Annotated in this window: 17 protein-coding genes and 1 tRNA gene; 13 read left to right on the forward strand and 5 right to left on the reverse strand. The window is 33.3% G+C overall.

Annotation, left to right across the window (positions count from 1 at the left end):
- Nucleotides 1–34: 34 nt before the first annotated feature.
- Both ABVM53_RS06865 and ABVM53_RS06870 read left to right on the forward strand, forming a co-directional pair.
- Entirely contained in the window at nt 35–1,660 is a 1,626-nt protein-coding gene (locus tag ABVM53_RS06865) for a S41 family peptidase (RefSeq protein ID WP_405330669.1), read from the forward strand.
- Nucleotides 1,661–1,770: 110 nt separating this feature from the next.
- Complete coding sequence (locus ABVM53_RS06870; protein WP_128756072.1) at nt 1,771–2,148, forward strand: hypothetical protein; 378 nt, start codon at nt 1,771–1,773, stop codon at nt 2,146–2,148.
- A 43-nt stretch (nt 2,149–2,191) separates the two neighbouring features.
- Here ABVM53_RS06870 and ABVM53_RS06875 read toward each other — a convergent pair whose 3' ends face one another.
- A complete protein-coding gene (locus tag ABVM53_RS06875; RefSeq protein WP_405330670.1) occupies nt 2,192–2,635 on the reverse strand; it encodes a GNAT family N-acetyltransferase in 444 nt (147 codons plus the stop codon).
- Between the two features lie 1,036 nt (nt 2,636–3,671).
- Between ABVM53_RS06875 and rnr the strand changes: the two genes are divergently transcribed.
- From rnr to ABVM53_RS06890, 3 genes are all read left to right on the forward strand, one after another.
- A complete protein-coding gene (gene rnr / locus ABVM53_RS06880; protein WP_405330671.1) occupies nt 3,672–5,882 on the forward strand; it encodes a ribonuclease R in 2,211 nt (736 codons plus the stop codon).
- Between the two features lie 61 nt (nt 5,883–5,943).
- Nucleotides 5,944–6,615, forward strand: a complete 672-nt coding sequence (locus ABVM53_RS06885; RefSeq protein ID WP_405330672.1) for a head GIN domain-containing protein — start codon at nt 5,944–5,946, stop codon at nt 6,613–6,615.
- A gap of 48 nt (nt 6,616–6,663) precedes the next feature.
- Complete coding sequence (locus ABVM53_RS06890; RefSeq protein WP_128756076.1) at nt 6,664–7,380, forward strand: LysE family translocator; 717 nt, start codon at nt 6,664–6,666, stop codon at nt 7,378–7,380.
- A 106-nt stretch (nt 7,381–7,486) separates the two neighbouring features.
- Here the strand turns inward: ABVM53_RS06890 and ABVM53_RS06895 are convergent.
- Together ABVM53_RS06895 and folB are read right to left on the reverse strand one after the other, a co-directional pair.
- Nucleotides 7,487–7,557, reverse strand: a tRNA-Cys gene (locus ABVM53_RS06895).
- 50 nt (nt 7,558–7,607) lie between these two features.
- Nucleotides 7,608–7,964 (reverse strand): dihydroneopterin aldolase, encoded by a 357-nt coding sequence (gene folB / locus ABVM53_RS06900; RefSeq protein WP_405330673.1) that lies wholly within the window; start codon nt 7,962–7,964, stop codon nt 7,608–7,610.
- 235 nt (nt 7,965–8,199) lie between these two features.
- Here folB and ABVM53_RS06905 point away from each other — a divergent pair, with 235 nt between their 5' ends.
- From ABVM53_RS06905 to ABVM53_RS06920, 4 genes are all read left to right on the forward strand, one after another.
- On the forward strand, nt 8,200–10,230 hold the full coding sequence (locus ABVM53_RS06905) for a glutamine--tRNA ligase/YqeY domain fusion protein (protein ID WP_405330674.1): 2,031 nt from the start codon (nt 8,200–8,202) through the stop codon (nt 10,228–10,230).
- 123 nt (nt 10,231–10,353) lie between these two features.
- Nucleotides 10,354–10,737, forward strand: a complete 384-nt coding sequence (locus ABVM53_RS06910) for a YtxH domain-containing protein (protein ID WP_128756079.1) — start codon at nt 10,354–10,356, stop codon at nt 10,735–10,737.
- 6 nt (nt 10,738–10,743) lie between these two features.
- Nucleotides 10,744–11,199: a hypothetical protein gene (locus tag ABVM53_RS06915; protein ID WP_371455502.1), complete on the forward strand. Its 456-nt coding sequence runs from the start codon at nt 10,744–10,746 to the stop codon at nt 11,197–11,199.
- Nucleotides 11,186–11,431 carry a DUF6327 family protein gene (locus ABVM53_RS06920; protein ID WP_371455501.1) on the forward strand — a complete coding sequence of 82 codons (246 nt, stop codon included), beginning with the start codon at nt 11,186–11,188 and terminating at the stop codon, nt 11,429–11,431. Before ABVM53_RS06915 ends, ABVM53_RS06920 begins: the two co-directional genes overlap by 14 nt.
- A gap of 75 nt (nt 11,432–11,506) precedes the next feature.
- On the opposite strand, the gene ABVM53_RS06925 is transcribed toward ABVM53_RS06920, so the two are convergent.
- Entirely contained in the window at nt 11,507–12,499 is a 993-nt protein-coding gene (locus tag ABVM53_RS06925; RefSeq protein WP_371455500.1) for an SPFH domain-containing protein, read from the reverse strand.
- 86 nt (nt 12,500–12,585) lie between these two features.
- On the opposite strand from ABVM53_RS06925, the gene ABVM53_RS06930 reads away from it, so the two are divergent.
- Entirely contained in the window at nt 12,586–13,248 is a 663-nt protein-coding gene (locus ABVM53_RS06930; protein ID WP_405330675.1) for a hypothetical protein, read from the forward strand.
- On the opposite strand, the gene gltX is transcribed toward ABVM53_RS06930, so the two are convergent.
- Nucleotides 13,243–14,757, reverse strand: a complete 1,515-nt coding sequence (gene gltX, locus ABVM53_RS06935) for a glutamate--tRNA ligase (protein WP_405330676.1) — start codon at nt 14,755–14,757, stop codon at nt 13,243–13,245. The two genes, ABVM53_RS06930 and gltX, sit on opposite strands and share 6 nt — an antisense overlap.
- Nucleotides 14,758–14,970: 213 nt before the next feature.
- Here gltX and ABVM53_RS06940 point away from each other — a divergent pair, with 213 nt between their 5' ends.
- The 3 genes from ABVM53_RS06940 (at nt 14,971) to mnmG (ending at nt 20,708) form a co-directional block, all read left to right on the forward strand.
- Nucleotides 14,971–18,345 (forward strand): hypothetical protein, encoded by a 3,375-nt coding sequence (locus ABVM53_RS06940; RefSeq protein ID WP_405330677.1) that lies wholly within the window; start codon nt 14,971–14,973, stop codon nt 18,343–18,345.
- Nucleotides 18,338–18,763, forward strand: coding sequence for an rRNA maturation RNase YbeY (gene ybeY, locus ABVM53_RS06945; protein WP_405330678.1), 426 nt, complete (start codon nt 18,338–18,340; stop codon nt 18,761–18,763). Before ABVM53_RS06940 ends, ybeY begins: the two co-directional genes overlap by 8 nt.
- Nucleotides 18,764–18,830: 67 nt before the next feature.
- Entirely contained in the window at nt 18,831–20,708 is a 1,878-nt protein-coding gene (mnmG, locus tag ABVM53_RS06950) for a tRNA uridine-5-carboxymethylaminomethyl(34) synthesis enzyme MnmG (protein WP_405330679.1), read from the forward strand.
- Nucleotides 20,709–20,756: the final 48 nt, after the last annotated feature.

Consider the following 20,756-nt stretch of genomic DNA (forward strand, 5'->3'; position numbering starts at 1 on the left):
CTTAATTTAACTAGAAACATCAACATAATTTATTATGAAAAAAAGGATACTCGTTTCTACAGCAGCTGTATTACTCTTTTTGAGTACAGTAAGTTTCAAAAGCGATTTTTTTGAAATCGCTAAACAAATCGAAATTTTCACGACGCTTTTTAAAGAGCTCAATATGAATTATGTCGATGAGGTAAATCCGTCAGAATTAATGGATGCTGCGATCGAAGGTATGCTGTCAAAACTTGATCCCTATACAAAATACTGGACAGAACAAGAGGTTGAAGATGCCCGTATCAATAACACGGGTGAGTATACAGGCATAGGAGCTTCTGTATTAACACGAAATAAAAAAATAATAATACTAGAAGCATATAAAGATTATCCTGCAGATAAAGCGGGATTACAAGCAGGTGATGAACTTCTAAAAATAGGGGATATCACAATTGCAGATTTTAATTCTGATGCAGGTGACTTACTTCAGGGGGCACCAGGAACTAGCATTCCTATATCATTTAAACGTCAAGGATCTATTAAACAAACAACTCTAAAACGTGAAGAAATAGATATAAAAGCAATCCCTTATTATTCATTAATCGAGGGTACTATTGGTTATGTCGTATTATCAAAATTTAATAAGAAAGCTTCCGAAGAAACAGCAGAGGCTATATCCCAACTTAAAAGTGAAGGTGCAACCTCTATAATTTTAGATTTAAGAGGAAATCCCGGAGGATTACTTACTGAAGCAATTAATGTTAGCAATTTATTTATTCCAAAAGATAGAGTTATAACAACGACAAAATCTGTTATTGAAAAGTATAATCAAGAATATAGAACTCAAAATGAAGCATTAGATATTCAGATACCCGTTGCAGTTCTTATTAATGGTCGTAGTGCTTCTGCCAGCGAGATTGTTTCAGGATCTTTGCAAGATTACGATCGTGGCGTAATCATAGGGGCTAGAAGCTTTGGAAAAGGACTGGTACAGCGTCCTAAAGAACTTACGTATGGAACCCAACTCAAAGTAACTATATCTAGATATTATACGCCTAGCGGGCGTTGTATACAAGCTCTTGATTATTGGAATAGAGACGAGCAAGGAAACGCTATACGTACAAACGTTGAAGATTATAATGAATTTAAAACAGCAGCAGGTAGAAGTGTTTATGACGGCGGTGGAATTTTACCTGATGTTCAAATAGAATCTGCACAATTAAGTGCAATAACTGAAGCCCTTTTAATGGATCAGGCCATATTTGATTTTGCTACAGATTATTATTATAAACATACATACGAGCGTATCTCTGACTTTAAATTCACCAATGCAGACTATATTTCTTTTAAAAATTTTCTGATTAAAAATGGTTTTGAATATCAAACCCAGACTGAAAAAGAATTAGAACAATCGTATATACGCGCAGATAAAGATGATTTGCAAGAAGAAATTAGCGCAGCATATGCGAGTTTGATGAAAACCATTGATGTAGCTAAAAAGCAGCAGTTGGATCTTAAAGAGAAAGAAATTTCTAATTTAATAATCGACGAATTAGTGAAGCGTTATTTCTATAGAGACGGACTTTATGAATATCAAATTAAGCATAATGAAGAAATCGCTCAGGCGATAGCTATCTTAAAAGATAGTAAGAGATATTCTCAAATTCTAAAATTGTAATCTAAAGAAAATACAAGGAATTTTCAATTTTACTGTTCGTATTAACTTTCCACTTAGTGCTTTAACCGAAATTTAAGAGAATTTAAATTCTAATTTGTTATCTTATCAGAATGATAACTATAGATAAAGACACCGATAAGAATACAGAAATTTTAGGAACTGCAATTAGCTATTTAGAAGATCGTGGATTTGAAAACATAAAAGCCGATACTGAAGGCTTTGAAAGTCCAAAATCATACATTAAAAAAGGTAGTGAAATATCTATTACGCCAGATATAGTTGCAGAGCGTGATGGCGAGAAACATATATTTGAACTTAGTTTAAAGTCAAAGAAACCCAGATTATTAAAATCTAAATGGCTTTTTCTAGATGTTTTAAGTACAATGAAGAACTTTAAATTTAAAATTTTGACCACCCGTGGACACTATAAATTTACAGATGAGATGCTTGATAGTATAAGTTTGAATAAAACACCACTCAAAATTTAATTTGCATTTAGACATAACAGAAAAACCGCCAATTGGCGGTTTTTTATTTGCTTTTTATCATCTTTATATGCGGAATATTATCTTCTAAATAACCTTCACCTGTTTTATTAAAACCGAGTTCTGTATAGAATTTATCGAGATACTGTTGTGCAGAAATTTCTATTGTATCCACCTTAAACTGATTTTCTAAATAATCGATAGAAGCTTGCATAATTACTTTACCATAACCAAACTTACGATATTGAGAATGCGTTAAAACTCTTCCTATACTAGCTTCTTCAAAGTAATCACCTCTATTAAATATGCGAGTATAAGCAACTAGAGTATTATTCTCATATCCCAATACATGTAATGCTTTAAAATCTTTACCGTCTATATCCTGGTAAACACAATTTTGCTCTACTATAAAGACCTCTGCGCGAAGTTGTAAAAGTTCATATAATTTAGGAGCCGTGAGCTGCTCAAAGGGAAGTATCTTGATTTCCATTTTAATATGTGAGATTGTTTAAAACTTAATAAGTGCAAGTTTCCTATAAATATTTAAACTGACTTCAATATTTATGATTAAGTCTAGAATTTTTCAAGGGTGATTTACAGAGAAAATACGTTCTTCATTTTAGTGTATAATAACTACAGTTATCTGCTCTAAACTCAATTTATTTAGTATCAATTAGATATAAATAGTGAAACGTGAAATTAGCTTAACTATCAATGAGTTAACATATAGTTAACATGCTTGTTAATAAGTTGTATTCAAAAAATCAAAATGAAAATTGTTTTCTAAATAAAAAAAAACAAAGCAGAACATGGGTAATACCATGCAAGAAAATCTTTCTAAATTTTGTGTTCCGTTTATGAGCAAAAAAAAATGCTAATCTTAATAATTGTTAGTAAAAACTTATCTTAAAAATCCATTTAATTAGGATTATCAACAATTGTTAACAGTGATTAGAATTTCTTTGAAAATCAAGTGTTTTAGAATTTATAAACCTATTAATAATACGTTCATAAGTACCTATAATTAATAATCCAAAGAACAAGATCTAAAACTTATACCGCTATTAACACACTATAATAACAAACAGATTTTATTTAAAATTTAAAAAAGAAAAATGATTATTATATATACTGTTAACAAGTGTAAGATTTTGATCAAAAAAAAAGAGTTCCTAATTATGGAACTCTAGAGATTAAATATTTTGAAAATTGATTTCTAAAATTGTGAATTTACATGTGTAAAGACAACTATAATTCCAAGTATAAGTATACTTAGAAATATATAAAAAATTGCATTCTTCTTGATACGTAGTATCTTCATAGCATTAATAGGAGTTCATTTTAGTTGTAAATTTAAGTTTATTTTAACAATAAACTAAGTTTAAAGATTAAGAATTGGTTATCAAACCTTTAAATAGTCTTTTTAAAAACCTAATATGGCTAAGATTAACTTAAAGTTCACGTTCCTAAGGACTCAATTAGAGCGATTAACCCTAATTTTACGAATATTAAATACAAAGCATTGAATGCCAAATAAAAGAAGAAGAAGACCCATTACACAAATAGCAGACCTATCTCAGAAAATTCTGAAGATCTTAAAAAGAGAACCTGGAAAGCTTTTTAATCATAAACAAATAGCTGCTAAATTAAAAGTTGACGACCCTAATAGTCGTAATGAGATAGTTAAAGAACTGTCTCAGCTTACAGCTAAAAAGCACGTTGAAGAAAAAGAACGAGGAAAATTTAGCTTCAACGCTACATCCCACTACCATACCGGCAAACTTGATTGTACTTCTAAAGGCGATGGTTATGTTATTGTTGAAGGAATGGAGCAGGATATTTACATTCCTAAGAACAATATGAACAAAGCCTTAAACGGTGATACCGTTAAGGTTTATGTATATAAGCAACGTCGCAGTAAGAAACATGAAGGCGAGATTGTCGAAATTCTAGAGCGTAAAACGGAAGAATTTGTAGGCGTGATACAAATGCAGAAGAATTTTGCATTTGTAAATACATCTGCAGAAGGAAAAATGCGTACTGATGTGTTTGTTCCGAAGAATAAAATAGGGGATGCAAAGGATGGTGAGAAAGTTTTAGTCAAAATAGAAGATTGGCCAGAAAAAGCTGATTCTCCATTTGGAAAAGTTATTAAAGTCCTAGGAATGCCTGGGGAACACAATACTGAAATTCATTCTATACTTGCACAGTATGGATTACCGCACGATTTCCCTAAAGAAGTTGAAGATTATGCTAATAATATAGATACGAGCATAAAAGAGGATGAGATAAAAAAACGTCGGGATATGCGTGATGTTTTGACATTTACCATAGATCCTAAAGATGCAAAAGATTTTGATGATGCATTAAGTTTTCAAAAATTAGAAAACGGTAATTATGAGATAGGAATTCATATTGCAGATGTATCACATTATGTGGTACCTGGTACCATTTTAGATGATGAAGCTTATGAGCGTGCTACTTCGGTGTACCTTGTTGACCGAGTAGTACCTATGCTTCCTGAAATTTTATCTAACAATGCATGTTCCCTACGACCTAATGAAGAAAAATATACATTTTCTGCGGTTTTTGAATTAGATAAATCATCAGGTAAAGTTCTGGATCAGTGGTTTGGACGCACGGTTACATACAGTGATGCCCGTTTTGCTTATGAAGAAGCGCAGCATATTATAGAAACCCGTAAAGGCACTATACCCGCAGAGATTTCTTTAACAGGAAAAGAATATACTTCTACTGATGCAATTGTAGAAGCTACTTTAGAACTAGATAGATTAGCTAAAATTATGCGTAAGCAACGTATGAAAAATGGAGCTATCTCTTTTGATAAAGTGGAGGTTAAATTTAATCTTGATGAAGATAATGAGCCTGTAGGTGTTTTCTTTAAAAGCTCTAAAGATGCCAACAAACTTATTGAAGAATTTATGCTTCTTGCTAATAAGAAAGTAGCAGAATTTATAGGTAAGCAAACTCCTAAAAAAACATTTGTTTATCGAATTCACGATGAACCTAATGATGAAAAATTAGCGGCATTACAAACTATAGCCGGTCGATTTGGTTATAAAATGAACTATAAAGATCGCAAGAGTACCACAGCATCTTTAAATAATTTATTGAGTGATGTAGCTGGTAAAAAAGAGCAAAATCTTATTGATACGTTGACTATACGTACAATGAGTAAGGCTGTTTACAGTACAGATAATATAGGCCATTATGGTTTAGCATTTGATTATTATTCTCATTTTACCTCCCCTATAAGACGTTATCCAGATGTGATGGTTCATCGATTATTACAACATTACCTGGATCAGGGTAAGTCTGCAAATGAAGAAGAGTACGAGCAAAAATGTAAGCATAGTAGTGATATGGAATATTTAGCTACTAGCGCAGAGCGCGATTCTATCAAGTATATGCAGGTTAAATTTATGCAAGATCATAAGGATGAAACCTTCTTAGGTGTAATTTCTGGTGTTACCGAATGGGGAATTTATGTAGAGATTATCGATAATAAGTGTGAGGGAATGATTCGTTTACGCGATATCAAAGGCGATCATTATGATTTTGATCAAGAGCAATATGCTATTGTAGGTAGAAAATCAAAACAGACAATTACGTTAGGCGATGAGGTTTATGTAAAGGTTAAAGAAGCCGATCTAGTAAAAAAACATCTTGATTTTACTTTGATTGGTACAAAAGCAGAATATGAGAATAAAGCATAATCGCTTTCTAAGTGTAACAAATCAAAACAGGGTTTGTCTTTACATTACAAAATCAAAACGTATGAAAAATTTAATTGTGTTGTTAGTTCTTCTAACAATAGGTGCAGTTAATGCACAGAATAACGAACGAAATATAGGTGATTTTACAGAGGTCAAAGTATTTGACCGTATGCGAGTTAATCTTATTAAGTCTTCTGAAAATAAAGTTATTTTAAAGGGAAAGGATACCGAAAATATAGAACTCGTAAACAGCGATGGAGTTTTAAAAGTGCGTATGAATCTTGATAAAATATTTGATGGTAACGAGACTTTTGTAGAAGTATATTATAACAATTTACGTGTAATTGATGCTAATGAAGGTGCACAAGTAGAGATTAATGAGCTTTTAGAACAAAGTAGAATTGAAATACGTGTACAGGAAGGCGCAATTGTTAATGCAGGATTAGATGTAGAATTTGCAGAAATGCGTGCTGTAACCGGAGGTATTATTAAAGCTAAAGGTTCTGCAGAAAAGCAAAATGTAGAGATAAATACCGGAGGTATTTTTGAAGGAAAATCTTTAGAAACTACAGACACAACCTTAAGAATACAAGCAGGTGGAGAAGCAGATATTTTTGCTCGTAGAACGGCTCAAATTAAAATAAGAGCAGGAGGAGATGTTGATGTTTATGGTAATCCTACCGAAGTCATCCAAGACAAATTTATAGGAGGCCGTATTAACGTTGTGAAGTGATTTAACTCAATTTAGTTACTTTTGTAGCACATCGATTTTTAAATCCCAATGTTACAAGATTTTACAACAGCTATACCTTTAGGTTTTTTACTTGCATTTCTGGTAGGACCTGTATTTTTCGTATTGCTAGAAACAGCTGCTTTAAAGGGATTTAGAGCAGCTTTTATTTTTGATATAGGTGTAGTTCTTGCAGATATTACCTTTATTTTAATTGCCTATTTTAGTACAAACCAGCTTCTGGCAAAGGTCAAAGATGACCCGGCTCTTTTTATTTTTGGAGGAATGTTACTAGCGATGTACGGAGTAATTTCTTTTTTAAGAGTCAAAAATAATAAGCTTGAAGATGATGAGCATCCTACGGTTGTGATGAGTAAGCGTAATTATTTTGGATTGATGGTAAAGGGATTTCTACTCAACTTTATCAATATAGGAGTTTTGGGATTTTGGCTTGTAATTTTAATATCTGCAGGTCCTGCATTAGATATGGATTCAGATAGGCTACTTCTATTTTTCGGTGGAATATTAAGTACCTATTTAATAACAGATATTTTTAAAATACTGCTGGCTAAGAAGTTGAGAAGTAAATTAACACCTACACGTATTTCTATAATTAAACGCAGTATTAGTGTTTTAATGTTTGTCTTCGGATTAATTTTAATTTCTAAAGGAATGTTTCCTGCAAAAATTGAACAGATCGAAAAACGAATTGAAGAGATTGCTCCAGAAACGCAGTTCAATATTCATGGCGACTCCATAACCCTATAAACTTTCCGTAGTTAGATTTTAGAAATCTTTAATTAATTGCTAACTAAAATAATATCAATATTTTAAACAAAAAAAAAGACTCTTCAAATTTGAAGAGTCTTTGTTGAGGTGTCGAGCGGATTCGAACCGCTGTAGCAGCTTTTGCAGAGCTGAGCCTAGCCACTCGGCCACGACACCCTTTGTATTGGGAGTGCAAATTTAAGATTTTTCTTTGGATATAAAAGAGATTAACGTTTTTTAGTTATAGATACTCCTACAGAAGCTACATCGCCACCTATGGGAGGGTTTACTTTACGTACTGTTACTGTGGCTTTCTCTATACTTGATATTTCTAAAAATGAACGATCTAAAATACGTTTGCATACGTGCTCAAGAAGTTTTGATCGTATGGCCATTTCTTCTTTAATTATTTTATTTAAATGCACATAATCTACAGTATCGCTAAGATTATCTGTAATTGAAGGCGTAGTCAAATTTGTGTTAATTTTTAGATCTACAAAGTAATCAGATCCTATTTGACCTTCTTCAATTAAACAGCCGTGATATGCATATACTTTAACTTTATTCAGTTTTATAACTCCCATATATTTTAATTTCTGAAGGGTAAATTTAATTGCTATTAGATGATGTTCTTTGTCTTATCTATTAGCTTATCTAAGCAATTTTTTAAATTTTACGCTCTAGGCGATATTAGATCGCGTAAAGATATTATATGTTTGATGAAGCAGTAGAATTATACTACTCTAAATAGAATATATTAAGCGATCTTAGACGTGTATTTTTAGTAATTTTACACTCTCATACAGCACAGATAATACAATGGCAGAAGATTATATAGCGCTCAATTTTTTAGAGCAAATAGTTGAAGAAGATATCAATAATGGATTTCCAAAAGAAAATCTACGCTTTAGATTTCCTCCAGAACCTAATGGTTATTTACATATAGGTCATAGTAAGGCAATCTGTATCAGCTTTGGGTTAGGAGAGACTTATAACGCACCTGTAAATTTGCGTTTTGACGATACTAATCCGTCTAAGGAGGAGCAGGAGTATGTAGATGCTATTCAGGAAGATATTAAGTGGTTAGGTTACAAATGGGATAAGATTTGTTATTCTTCAGACTATTTTCAGCAACTGTATGATTGGGCTGTACAACTTATCAAAGATGGCAAAGCTTATGTAGATTCTCAATCTAGTGAAGCTATGGCATTGCAAAAAGGGACTCCTACAGAACCTGGTACAAATAGTCCATACAGATCCCGATCTGTAGAAGAGAATCTGAGACTGTTTGAAGGAATGAAAAATGGTGAGTTTGCAGAAGGTATTCATGTTTTACGTGCAAAAATTGATATGGAATCTCCTAATATGCTTCTGCGGGATCCTATAATGTATCGTGTAATTAATAAAGCACATCATCGTACAGGTACTGCCTGGAATATTTACCCAATGTATGACTGGGCTCACGGTGAAAGTGATTATCTGGAACAAGTATCTCATAGCTTGTGTTCCTTAGAGTTTAAACCCCATAGACCTTTATATGAGTGGTTTGTAGATAATATTTTTACAAACGGTGTAAAACCAAAACAGCGTGAGTTTGCTCGTCTGAATTTGAGTTATACAATTATGAGCAAGCGTAAATTGCTTAAGCTTGTAGAAGAAGGTATTGTAAGTGGTTGGGATGATCCTAGAATGCCTACCATTTCTGGGTTTAGAAGAAGAGGATATACACCAGCATCTATACGTAATTTTATTGATGCTGTGGGTGTAGCAAAGCGTGATAACGTTATTGACGTGTCGCTTTTAGAATTTAATATACGTGAAGATTTAAATAAAACTGCTCCACGTGTAATGGCAGTTCTTGATCCTATAAAGTTAATTATAGATAATTATCCGGCAGATCAAGAAGAATGGCTGGAAGCAGAAAACAATCAGGAGGATGAAAGCGCGGGCTTTAGAAAAGTACCTTTTTCTAAGGAGCTTTATATAGAACGTGATGATTTTAAAGAATCTGCAAATAGTAAATATTTTAGACTAAGTATAGGCAAAGAAGTACGCTTAAAAAATGCTTATATAATCAAAGGAGAATCTGTAGTTAAGGATTCTCAAGGAACTATTACTGAAATTCATTGTACGTATGATCCCGATTCTCAAAGTGGAAGTGGTACAGAAGCTAGTTTACGTAAAGTAAAAGGAACACTGCATTGGGTTTCTATAAAACACGCTATAAAAGCAGAAATACGTCTTTACGATCGCTTATTTAATCACGAGTCTCCAGATGGAAATAAGGATGTAGATTTTATGGAGTATTTAAATCCTGATTCTTTAGAAGTAATAACCGGCTATCTGGAACCAAGTTTAAGTGATGTAAAACCGCTTGATATCTTTCAATTTCAACGTATGGGTTATTTCAACGTTGATAAAGAGAGCACACCTTCAAATCTTATCTTCAACAAAACAGTAGGTTTAAGAGATACTTGGGCAAAAACTGAAACAAAGTCTAAAGTTGAGCCTCAAAAGAAAGAGGTACCAGTAAAGCAAATACCGCAAATACCGGCTCTAAACGAAATCAAAAAGATAGGGAAGAAGTTAGGTCAACTACCAGAAGAAAAGCGTTTAAAAAGTATCAAACAAATTCAAAATCTGGCAAAGGATGTTGATTACGAAGAGCTAAAAGAATTGTTTAATACTTCAGCAAAAAAAATAGGTACACGATTAGCTGTTTTAGAGACGCTAATTGTTCTTATTAAAAATGGTAAGGTGTCAAAAGATGATGCAGATGTAGCTGCTTATCTCACTGAAATGAAAAACTCTGGAGATTCACTTCTAGATCAGCGTGCAGATTTAGTATAATTACAGATCGATTAAAATATTTTTTAGCATTACTTTAAGGTAAATGGCTTAATTATTAACCGGTTATTAACGGTGATTGGTTTTAAACAATGCTAATTTTGAGTGAAACTTAAAACCATAACCATGTCAAAAGCAGGAAATACAATTTTAGCACTTATCACTGGAGCAGCAATTGGAGCAGGTCTAGGATTACTATATGCACCAGAAAGCGGTGATAAAACAAGAAAGAAAATCTCTAAAAACGCGAAAGAAGCAAAGAGAAAGTTAGAGCAGCAGATTAACGAGACTTCAGAAAACTTGAGCGCTTCTGCAAAGCAGGCAAAAAAATCTTTTGATGCTAAGTTAGAAGATACTCTTAAAACTGCTAGTACAAAGGCTGACGATATTTTAGTGACTATGGAGCGTAAACTTGAAGAGTTGCGATCTAAAAATGCTAAAACCGCGAGTAAAGTAGAAGAAGAAGTACAGGATATTAAAGATATCAACGTACCAACCGCAAAAGTTTAAGCGGAAATGTCAATATTCAATATTTCAAAACATATAAATGTAGTAGCAGATGATGCTAAAAAATATCTTGACAGTAGTATTGAATATTACAAATTAGATATTTTTAAAAAATCAATGAGTGGTGCTGTATCACTAGTAAATTTACTAGTAATGGGTAGCATTTGTGTGATTTTTGTGCTCTTCATCTCTGTAGGTTTAGCGATTATTATAGGTGAATCCTTAAATAGTGTAAGCTATGGGTATTTTATTATGGGTGGTTTTTACCTATTAATTTTATTATTATACCGCACATTTGGAAAGCCTATTATTACTAAAATCGTTCTTACAAAGTATTCTAAAATCTTCTTTCAAGAGGATGAAGATGATTTCAAAAAAGAGGATTATAGTAAAAAAGCGGAAGATACTACTGTAGTTTATCAACAAGATGTAGAACCAATACGAGCAACTCATGAAAGTTTATAAATCTTTTTTAGAAATAGAACACGATTTAAAAGTTCTCAAACTTCAAAATCAGATTGATCGTGAGCAGGTAAAGCTTAGTATTAACGATGTTAAATCTTCTTTTTCGCCAATGTCTATGGTAGCGAATACAGTAGGAGCAATAGCTCAAAAAACTATTGTTCTAAAAGCTGTTAATTCGATTTTAGGTATTAGGCGAGTTAAGGTTAAAAATGTCGAAGGAGAAAATGAGTAATCTTTTAGTTACTTAACAAAATAAAAAAAATGCCTCAGATTTATCTGAGGCATTTTTTTTAAATGAAAAAATCAATTATATCTCATCATCAAAGTTGGAATCATAACCACTTTCAGGACGTGGTTTTCTTACCTTCTTTTTAGGAACTATCCCATTAGCTTCATTCTTCTTTTTCATCTCTTCACCTATTTGATTAGAGGCGACAAAACTAGCAATCATATTATTGAGCATTTCGCTTCCAGCCTGAGGTGAATTAGGCATAAGAATAAGATTTGAATTTGTATTCTCACCTACAGATTGTAAAGTATCATAGTGCTGGGTAACCACAATCAAAGCCGACGCTTCTTGTGAATTTATGCCAACATTGTTTAAAACCTCCACAGACTCTTCTAGACCTCTTGCAATCTCTCTACGCTGGTCTGCTATACCTTGACCCTGTAAACGCTTACTTTCGGCTTCTGCACGCGCCTTAGCTACAATTTTTATACGTTCTGCCTCAGCTTCGTATTCAGCAGCTACTTTTTCACGTTCTGCAGCGTTAATTCTATTCATTGCAATCTTTACTTGTTGATCTGGATCGATATCTGTCACTAGCGTTTTAATAATATCATATCCATAATCTGTCATCGCTTGGTTTAATTCACTTTTTACAGCTATAGCTATATCATCTTTACGCTCAAAAACATCATCAAGTTTCATTTTAGGAACTTCAGATCGTACTACGTCAAATACATAAGAAGTTATTTGATTTTGGGGATCCTCTAGTTTATAAAAAGCATCATAAACATTATTTTTCACTACTTGAAATTGTACCGAAATTTTTAAACGTACAAAAACATCATCCTTAGTTTTTGTTTCAACGATAACATCTAATTGCTGAATTTTTAAATTAATACGCCCTGCAATTTTATCAACAATAGGTAATTTAAGCTGGATACCCGAATTACGAACACTGGTAAAACGACCAAAACGTTCAATTACAGCAGCTGTTTGCTGTTTAACAATAAAAACTGACGAGATAAGAATAATTAATCCTAGAAATAGGATTACAGGTAAAAAGTAAGTCATAGTAATTCTTTTAGATTATATCTCCTTTAAGAGACTCATTAAAAATACAATACATTTGTCGTCCTATCCTAAATTTTGTAACGCTTTTGAAAACACTATTTTATATACTGGTATTTATAATTTATAGTTCTGTAGCTGCTCAGAGCTATAAATCACAATACAACCACATTGGTTTGCAAGGTCAATATGTATTTCTCAATTTAAATACATCAAATTTTAATATGGAGCAGGGTAGTGGATTTCTTGCGGGATTATCGCAAAGAGGTGCATACTTCAATAATTTTGATCTTATTTATGGTGTAGATTTTATTCAAGCTTCTTCTAAACTGCGTACACGTGATTTAACAAATAAAGCCCAAGAAGTAAATTTTACGACTACAGGAGCACAAATAAAATTATTGCTAAGTTACCTTATACTTGCTGAAAATTTAACGGTTGAATTTGGACCTGTATTGCAGATCAATAGTGCCTTGAAGCTACAAAATGAAGATCAGAAAAAGTATATTATTGAAGGCTACGACTCATTAAGAGCAGAAGATATTCAAGAGTGGTCGCGACTCAACGGAATGATCCTAGGTGGTTTTTCTGCAGGAATTGATAACGTACGTTTTATTGCCAGATATCAATATGGTGTGACTAACGCGCTTAAGAAATTAAATAAGGAGAATCTTGAAAATAAAGATCCTGCAGCAATAAATTTTAAAGGAAACTTAAGCCTTATCACTGCAGGAATTGTTTTTTACTTATAACTTTTCAATAGCATAGCGTATACGCTCCAGTGTGCGTTCTTTGCCTATTGTTTCTGCAATAACAAAAACATCTGGGCCAGACATAGAACCTACTAAGCTTAATCTAAAAGGTTGCATTACTTTACCAAAGCCTAAGCCCTCTGCTTGTATCCATTCTTTCACGTTTGCAGATAAATTTTCTGCTGTAAACTCTTCGGTTTCATTTACAAGTTTAGATACGATAAGCATCAACTCTGCTGTATCATCTTTCCACGCTTTTTTAGCTGCTTTTTCGTCATAGTTTTCTGGTCTATCAAAAAAGAAGTTTCCTTGTTCCCATAAGTCGGCTACAAATACAGCACGTTCTTTAACCAGATGAATTACTTTTTGAACATACGCATCATCATAATCAAGATTTTTATCAGCTAAAATGGCTTGTAATCCCTTTACTAAAGACGCGTCAGAAGCTATATGCAATTGCTGCTGTTGAAACCATTTTGTTTTTTCAGGATCAAATTTTGCTCCCGATTTATGCACTCGTTGAAGATCAAAATCCTGAATTAACTCTTCAAGATTGTAAATTTCCTTTTCAGTACCAGGATTCCACCCTAAAAAGGCTAACATATTTATTACAGCTTCTGGCAAATAGCCATCTTCACGATAACCTGCAGAAACATCATTTGTTTTAGGATCTTTCCATAGAAGTGGAAATACAGGGAATCCCATTTTATCCCCATCGCGCTTGCTAAGTTTTCCTTTACCTACCGGCTTCATAATTAACGGTAAGTGTGCAAATTTTGGAGCATCCCAGCCAAATGCACGGTAAAGTAAAACGTGTAAAGCCATTGAGGGTAACCATTCTTCACCACGAATAACGTGAGTAATTTCCATTAGATGGTCATCTACAATATTAGCTAGATGATAAGTAGGCATACCGTCAGACTTAAATAACACTTTATCGTCTAATAAGGCTGTGTTAACTTCTACGCTACCTCTTATAAGATCATCTAGTTCTAGAATTTCACTTTCGGGACATTTAAATCGAATCACATAATCTTCTCCGGCTTCAATACGTTTAAGAGTTTCTTCTTGGCTTAAATTGAGTGAGTTATCGAGTTTATTTCGATTATGCCAGTTGTAAATAAATGTTTTTCCTTGGTCTTCGTGGTTTTTACGGTGAGCATCTAATGCTTCAGCAGTATCAAAAGCATAATAAGCGTCTCCTGATGCAATTAATTTTTCAGCAAAAGCAAAGTATTTATCCTTACGCTCACTTTGTCTGTAAGGTCCATAACCAGCTTCTTTACCCGGACCTTCATCATACGGGATTCCGCACCAATTAAGGGCTTCTATTATATAATTTTCGGCACCTTCAACGTAACGATTTTGATCTGTATCTTCGATACGTAAAATAAAAGTTCCATTGTTTTTTTTTGCAAACAGATAATTATAAAGAGCGGTGCGTACACCACCTATATGAAGAGGTCCTGTAGGACTTGGTGCAAACCGCACACGTACATTATTAGACATATAAATTTTTTAGGCTGCAAAGGTACTCAATCTTACTAAGTGTAGCACTTGCAGTGAACTATGTTAATCGTTTTTTTAGATTGAGATCAGCTCTTTATTGCGTTTTATACACGGTTTATTATCTCATAAGAACCTTTTATTTTTGCTATTACTAACTAAAATATATTGACGTAGCTTTAGTTACTAGAAAACAAGCTTATTAAAGAGGTAGTTGTGGAAGGTTTAGAGAGAAAATTAGAAAGCTTTATTAAGAAATATTATAAGAATGAGATTCTTAAGGGTTTTCTATTTTTTATAGGTATTGGACTTACTTATTTGCTGGTTGTTTTAGCAATTGAATATTTTTTCTGGTTAAGTAGTTGGGGGAGGGGATTTCTATTTTGGTCATTTGTAGGTATCGAGTTGTTACTAATCTATAGGTTTATACTTATTCCTACGTTTCGATTATTTAAACTTTCTAAGGGCATTGATTTTACAGAGGCTTCCTTATTAATTGGAAACTATTTTCCCGAGGTACGGGATAAATTAATTAATACACTTCAGTTAAAATCAAATTCTCAGCAATCAGATTTGGTAGAAGCCAGTATTCTTCAAAAAAGCCACGAATTAGAACCTATACCATTTTCATTAGCTATTAATTATAAATCCAATGCAAAATATATCAAGTATGCCGCTATTCCGGTTCTTATATTTTTAGCGATTAGTTTAAGCGAATCTTCAAATATTCTAGGTAGCAGTGCAAATCGTGTTATTAATTACAAAGAGGCATATACACCACCGGCGCCATTTCAATTTACACTTCTTAATAAAGAACGATCTATTATTTCTGGTAGTAATTTTGAAATTCGTACTAAAGTTGTGGGTTCAGAAATTCCAGAAGAAGTATCGATTACAATAAATGAGGTCACTTTTTTTATGAAAAATAAGGGAGGAGGGATTTTTACTTATAATGTGAATCAACCTAAAGAAAATCTCAAGATAAATTTTTCAGGAAATGGAATATTTTCTACAGCGTATGAGTTTAAGATTGTTCCGACTCCCGTTATACAATCCTTCAATATGCATCTCCATTTTCCACCTTATTTGCAAATGGAAGATAAAATTATAAATAATTCGAGCACTATAAAAGTTCCTGAAGGCACAAAAATTGACTGGATACTTTCGGCAAAAAACACGTCTGAAGTATCGTGGAAAATTGATACACTAGTATCGTATTTTGATTTGAATTCAGACATTTTCAGATTTTCAAAAACTATTTATAAGACTATTAATTATCAAATAGCTACAAGTAATAAACAGGTGAAAAATTATGAAACGCTTAATTATTCGGTTGAAGTTATCCCAGATTTATATCCAGACATTACTATTGAATCTAAAAAGGATACGTTAGGTACGAGTCAGACTTATTATAAGGGATTAATTTCTGATGATTACGGATTACATGATTTAAACTTAGTTTATTATACTGATAATCAATTAAATAATAAAAAAAGTATTGCTATTCCCACAAACAATAGCACTATTGACCAATTTTATGTTTCATTTCCCGGTAATCTCAAATTAACTTCTGGTGTTTCATATTCCTATTACTTTGAAGTGCGTGATAACGATGCTATACACGGCTATAAAAAGACCCAGTCTGAAATCTTTACTTTTCAATCATTAAGTCGGGAAGCTGCAGTAGATAAACAATTAGAATTGCAGCAGAATAGTCTTAAAGGAATAGATAAGTCTATTAACAAGTTTACTAAACAGCAGGAAGAATTAAAGGAAATACAGAATATACAAAAGGAAAAAAATAGGCTCGACTTTAATGATAAGCGAAAACTCAAATCTTTTATAGAAAGGCAGCAGGCTCAGGAGGAAGTAATGAAAAGTTATTCCGAAAAATTAAAGAATAGCTTAAAGGAATTAGATAAACTGAATGAAAAATCTAATCCTGAAAGTGAGCAGCTAAAATCTAGAGTTGAAGAAAATGAGAAGCAACTTGAGGAACAGGAAAAACTGTTAGATGAATTGTCAAAGCTCCAAGATTTGATGAGTGATGAGGAGTTAAAAGAGGAGCTCAATAAAATGGCAAAGAATAGCAATAATTCTAAAAGGAGTATGCAGCAACTATTAGAATTAACGAAGCGTTTTTATATTAAAACCAAAGGAGAACGCATAGCCAGACAGCTCATTAATACAGGAGATAAACAGATTAAGGAGGGTACAAATACAGAATCATCTAATAAAGAAAAGCAGAAAAAATTAAATGAAGAATTTAGTTTTATACAACAATCTCTGCGTGATCTAGAGAAAGAAAATCAAGGTCTTAAACAACCTCTGGAAGTGCCTAGTGATAGAAACTTAGAACAACAAATAAAAGATGCCCAAAATAAGGCACTTAAAAATTTAGATAATCCTTCTAACTCTAGTGATTCTAATCCCAAGGAAACTCAAAAGGAAGCTGGTCAAAAATTGAAGAAACTAGGAAAAAAATTACTAGATTCTTTTGAATCTGGTGGAGGAGGGGATACCCAGCAGCTTCAAGAAGATCTTGAAATGCTTCGTCAAATTTTAGACAACTTAATTACGTTCTCATTTGATCAAGAAGCACTAATGGATAATTTTAAATCTATTAATAATTCTAATCCTTCGTTTTCTAAGTTCCTTTTAAAACAGAATGTTTTGCGTGAGAATTTTAAGCATATTGATGATAGTCTCTTTGCTTTATCGCTTCGCAATGGTTCACTTAAGGAAGATATAAATAAAGAGCTTACTAATATTACTTTCAATCTGGACGCTTCTATTGAGCGGCTTTCTGATAACAATGTTGATATGGGTGTGGTGAGTGAGCGGTATGTTGTAAGTTCTTCAAACACACTGGCAGATATGCTATCGAATATTTTAGATAATATGCAAGATCAATTGTCGTTAGCTTTAGGCAGTGGTTCCAGTGGTAAGGCTATGCCGCTCCCTCAACCCGGAGGCCAGGGATCAGGTAAGCAGCTTCAAGATATTATAATGTCTCAACGTGAAATTGCAGAGCAGTTAGGTAACGATCAAAACGGTGAAGACGGTCAAGAAAATGCTAAGGAATCTGGTAAAGATTCTAATTCTAGGGAGTCGGAATCTGGCAAAAAGGGAACTAACGATTTTAAAAATCCCAAAGGAAATAGTGGCGCTGGTGTAAGTGAAGACGAATTGGCACGACAATTTGAGATTTATAAGCAACAAGAGTCGATTAGAAAGAGATTAGAAGATCTTATTAGACAAGAAGGAATCATAGAGAATGCCTCACAGATTTTCAAGAATATAGATCAAATTGAATCTGATCTTTTAAACGGAAATTCTGAAGAGGCAAAGCGTAGAATGAATGAAGTTATTCAACAATTCCTAAAACTCGAAGATGCCTCTCAGGAAAAGGACAAAAACTCTAAGCGAGAATCAGTTTCAAATGATAAACTCTTTTCTAATTCGGCTAGAGATATTATTCCTGATAGCGTTCAATATTTTAATTCTAAGGAACTTTTGAATAGAGATGTGTTACCGCTTAATACTAGTTACAAGATAAAGGTTAAAGAATATTTACAAGACAATGATTGAATTTGATAGTCAAAATGATTTTAGTTTAGATCTAGTAGATCAAACTGAAAATTGGATTAAAGCAGCAGCTTTAAAAGAATCGTATGGGATAGAAATGTTGGGTTACGTATTCTGTTCTGATGAGTATTTATTAGAAATCAATGAGCAATTTTTGAAGCACGACACCTATACAGATATTGTTACTTTCGACTATACCGAAGGTAAACTTCTAAACGGTGAGATGTATATAAGTACAGATCGTGTTGCTGAAAATGCAGATAAATTTGGTGTCGAATTTAACACAGAACTTCGCCGCGTTATGATTCATGGACTTTTACATATGTGTGGTTATGGAGATAAAACGGAGGATGAAATTTCACTAATGCGGAATAAGGAGGATTATTATTTGAATTTATGGGATACCGCAGACCCATCTTAGGCGCTTAATTTTTAGTATCTTTGCGCCCATTTTTAAGGAAGTATAATTAAATGTTTCACGTGGAACAATGAGTTTTTTTGATCAAACATATGATGTAATTGTAGTAGGTGGTGGCCATGCAGGTTGTGAGGCCGCAGCTGCAGCTGCAAATACCGGAAGCAGCACGCTGCTAGTTACAATGAATTTGCAAACGATCGCTCAGATGTCGTGCAATCCTGCTATGGGAGGAATTGCTAAAGGACAAATCGTTCGTGAAATTGATGCAATGGGAGGCTATAGTGGTATTGTTTCCGATAAGACTGCTATTCAGTTTAAGATGCTTAATAAAAGCAAAGGACCTGCTATGTGGAGTCCCAGAGTGCAAAGTGATAGAATGCGTTTTGCAGATGAGTGGCGACTTATGTTAGAGCGTACACCTAATCTTGATTTTTATCAAGAAATGGTAAGCGGTCTATTAATGGATGGCGATCGCATAGGTGGAGTAATTACTTCATTAGGAATTGAAATAAAAGCCAAGTCAGTTGTTCTTACTAATGGAACATTTCTAAATGGATTAATTCATATTGGAGATAAACAATTTGGAGGTGGTAGAGCAGGGGAGCGTAATTCAAAAGGAATAACCGAACAATTAGTTGACTTAGGTTTTGAATCTGGCAGAATGAAAACGGGTACACCTCCCCGAGTAGATGGTCGCAGTTTAGATTTCTCAAAAATGATCGAGCAGCCAGGAGATGTCAATCCACAAAAGTTTAGTTATAGCAATGTAACAAAACCATTAACGAAACAACGATCTTGTCAAATGAGTTATACAAGCTTAGAAGTACATGATTTATTGCGAGAAGGTTTTGATAGATCTCCTATGTTTAACGGTAGAATTAAAAGTACAGGACCACGATATTGTCCGTCAATAGAAGATAAGATTAATCGTTTTGCAGATAAAGACAGACATCAACTTTTTGTAGAACCAGAAGGATGGGATACAATTGAATATTATGTAAATGGTTTTTCTACTTCTTTACCAGAGGAAGTACAATTTAAAGCTTTGAGAAAAGTAGCCGGATTTGAAAATGTAAAGTTTTTTAGACCTGGTTATGCAATCGAGTATGATTATTTTCCGCCTACACAATTAAAACATACATTAGAAACTAAGGTAGTTCCTGGTTTATATTTTGCCGGACAGATTAATGGAACTACAGGATATGAAGAAGCGGCTTCACAAGGATTAATGGCTGGAATTAATGCGAGTTTAAAAGTTAAAGAAAAAGATGCCTTAATTCTCAATAGAGACGAAGCCTATATAGGTGTCTTAATTGATGATTTAATTACTAAAGGAACAAAAGAGCCGTATCGCATGTTTACTTCACGTGCAGAATACAGAACTTTATTGCGTCAGGATAATGCAGATAGTAGACTTACACCTCTAGCTCACAAAATAGGTTTAGCAAGTGATGATAGGATGTACGCTTTAGAAGTAAAAGAAAAAGAAGCTCAAAATCTGGTGGACTTTTTCAACACCACGAGTATTTCTCCAGAGGAAGCAAATCCTGTTCTTGAGGAGAAAGGGACTTCTGCTATGAAACAATCTGATAAGATGGTAAAGATCTTTAGCAGACCTCAAATTGAATTATCAGATATGTTGGATTTTGCTGACGTAAAAGAATACGTTCAGAAAAATAATTTAGATACTGAAGTATTAGAGCAAGCTGAAATTAGAGTAAAGTATGCAGGATATATTGCTAAGGAAAAAGCTAACGCAGATAAACTTCAAAGACTCGAGAATATCAAGATTCCTGATAACTTTGACTATACTAAGTTGAAGTCATTAAGTTATGAAGCTCGAGAGAAGCTTTCTAAAATTCAACCTACAACTATTTCTCAGGCCTCTCGTGTAAGTGGTGTATCACCTAGTGATATTTCAGTAATGTTGGTTTATATGGGACGTTAATTACAGTTCCACGTGAAACAATCATCATCAAAATTATAATGCAATCAA

The organism is Leeuwenhoekiella sp. LLG6367-2.1 (genome assembly GCF_045055775.1).
GTDB classification, from domain to species: domain Bacteria; phylum Bacteroidota; class Bacteroidia; order Flavobacteriales; family Flavobacteriaceae; genus Leeuwenhoekiella; species Leeuwenhoekiella aequorea.

Coding starts and splice junctions, on each gene's coding strand:
- mnmG (WP_405330679.1), top strand. CDS start 18,831: ATGAGTTTTTTTGATCAAACATATGATGTAATTGTAGTAGGTGGTGGC.
- folB (WP_405330673.1), bottom strand. CDS start 7,964: ATGGGAGTTATAAAACTGAATAAAGTTAAAGTATATGCATATCACGGC.
- ABVM53_RS06865 (WP_405330669.1), top strand. CDS start 35: ATGAAAAAAAGGATACTCGTTTCTACAGCAGCTGTATTACTCTTTTTG.
- ABVM53_RS06870 (WP_128756072.1), top strand. CDS start 1,771: ATGATAACTATAGATAAAGACACCGATAAGAATACAGAAATTTTAGGA.
- gltX (WP_405330676.1), bottom strand. CDS start 14,757: ATGTCTAATAATGTACGTGTGCGGTTTGCACCAAGTCCTACAGGACCT.
- ABVM53_RS06885 (WP_405330672.1), top strand. CDS start 5,944: ATGAAAAATTTAATTGTGTTGTTAGTTCTTCTAACAATAGGTGCAGTT.
- ABVM53_RS06910 (WP_128756079.1), top strand. CDS start 10,354: ATGTCAAAAGCAGGAAATACAATTTTAGCACTTATCACTGGAGCAGCA.
- ABVM53_RS06920 (WP_371455501.1), top strand. CDS start 11,186: ATGAAAGTTTATAAATCTTTTTTAGAAATAGAACACGATTTAAAAGTT.
- ABVM53_RS06890 (WP_128756076.1), top strand. CDS start 6,664: ATGTTACAAGATTTTACAACAGCTATACCTTTAGGTTTTTTACTTGCA.
- ybeY (WP_405330678.1), top strand. CDS start 18,338: ATGATTGAATTTGATAGTCAAAATGATTTTAGTTTAGATCTAGTAGAT.
- ABVM53_RS06925 (WP_371455500.1), bottom strand. CDS start 12,499: ATGACTTACTTTTTACCTGTAATCCTATTTCTAGGATTAATTATTCTT.
- rnr (WP_405330671.1), top strand. CDS start 3,672: ATGCCAAATAAAAGAAGAAGAAGACCCATTACACAAATAGCAGACCTA.
- ABVM53_RS06915 (WP_371455502.1), top strand. CDS start 10,744: ATGTCAATATTCAATATTTCAAAACATATAAATGTAGTAGCAGATGAT.
- ABVM53_RS06875 (WP_405330670.1), bottom strand. CDS start 2,635: ATGGAAATCAAGATACTTCCCTTTGAGCAGCTCACGGCTCCTAAATTA.
- ABVM53_RS06905 (WP_405330674.1), top strand. CDS start 8,200: ATGGCAGAAGATTATATAGCGCTCAATTTTTTAGAGCAAATAGTTGAA.